This is a genomic window from Bacillus sp. mrc49, assembly GCF_002803435.1.
In genome coordinates this window covers 1-817 of sequence record NZ_PHNG01000596.1, presented here as the reverse complement: position 1 = coordinate 817, position 817 = coordinate 1, and the positions used below count along the sequence as shown (strand labels likewise).

At 45.8% G+C, this 817-nt stretch carries 1 protein-coding gene; it reads left to right on the top strand.

Annotated elements, in window-relative coordinates:
• A partial coding sequence (locus tag CVN76_RS06265) for a FecCD family ABC transporter permease (RefSeq protein WP_100530616.1) occupies positions 1-673 on the top strand: 673 nt, incomplete at its 5' end.
• Positions 674-817 lie beyond the last annotated feature (144 nt).

Below are 817 nucleotides of genomic sequence, written 5' to 3'. Positions count from 1 at the left end.
TTTTGGGGTAAGCAATCTCCAAATATTCACCTGGTTATCTTTCATCGGGGCCGCAATCGCGGCAACAAGTATATATATGATAGGAAGCATGGGACGGGGCGGTTTGACACCGATGAAGCTGACTTTGGCTGGAGCAGCGATGTCCGCGATGGTAGCTTCATTGACGCAAGGTCTTTTGGTTTCCAATGAGGCACTATTGGATCAAGTTTTGTTTTGGCTTGCCGGATCGGTTTCCGGCAGGAGTCTTGATAATTTAGTTGCGGTCCTTCCTTACCTTTTAGTTGGATGGGGACTGGCCTTGATCGTTTCCGGAAAAATGAATGTGTTATCCATGGGTGAAGATGTGGCAAAAGGTCTCGGATTGAATGTCGTTATTCTAAAATCGGTCCTGGGGCTGGCAATCATCCTGCTCGCCGGTGGATCCGTTGCGGTGGCGGGACCGATAGGGTTCATAGGAATTGTCGTCCCTCATCTTACCCGTTATATAGTAGGAACCGATCATCGCTGGCTGATTCCATTTTCCGGACTACTCGGTGCGGTGCTTTTACTTGCAGCCGATATCCTATCCAGGTATATCCTGATGCCCAGGGAAGTTCCCGTCGGAGTCATGACGGCGATCATTGGCACCCCATTCTTTATTTACATAGCTAGAAAGGGGTTCAGCAGCCGATGAAGTCATATAAGAGTTTTCGTTTATTTAATGAAAAAATATCATTCTTAATGGATAAAAAAGCGATGATTATCGTTTTCATATTATTTTTGGTCACTTCCTCAGTATTTGTACTCAGCACTGGATTGGGAGAAATGAATATCCATC